At 61.9% G+C, this 493-nt stretch carries 1 pseudogene; it reads right to left on the bottom strand.

The features are described from left to right. A pseudogene (locus U5768_RS31890) lies at positions 1-473 on the bottom strand (hypothetical protein); the annotation flags it as partial. Between the last annotated feature and the right edge of the window lie 20 nt (positions 474-493).

Genomic DNA, 493 nt, shown 5'->3' on the forward strand with positions numbered 1-493 from the left:
TTCAGTGCACCATTCGCCACGTTCGTCAACTTCACCGGCGTGCTGGAACCAGCGCCGCCGAGCGTCAGCTTGTCGTGAGCCGACGAGTCGTACTGCACCGCGTCAGCCAGGCCGCTGATGTTGGTGATGTCACCGTAAAGCGCAGTGAACGTATCGCCCGCATTGTTGTACGTCTTGCCGCCGAAGTTGTAGGTCGGCGCACTAATCGAGCCGTCGCTGTTCACCGTCGAGCCGCCACCCATTGCCGCAGCAGTCGAGTTCGACAGACTGTAGAGTTGGCCGCCGTTCACAGCGTCGTTACTCGCTACGCTGACCGCACCGTTTGCAACATTGTGCAGCGCCACCGGAGCATGGCCCGAACCGCCGAACGTCACCGAGTTCATCGACGTGTCGTCATACGCCACGAACGCGTTCAGCAGGTTGCCCGAGCCGTCCGTCTTCGCACCCAGTGCGTACAGTTGCGAACCGTTCACGGCGTCCACGCTCGAGGCGT

Source organism: Paraburkholderia sp. J76, from assembly GCF_905220295.1.
Lineage (GTDB): Bacteria > Pseudomonadota > Gammaproteobacteria > Burkholderiales > Burkholderiaceae > Paraburkholderia.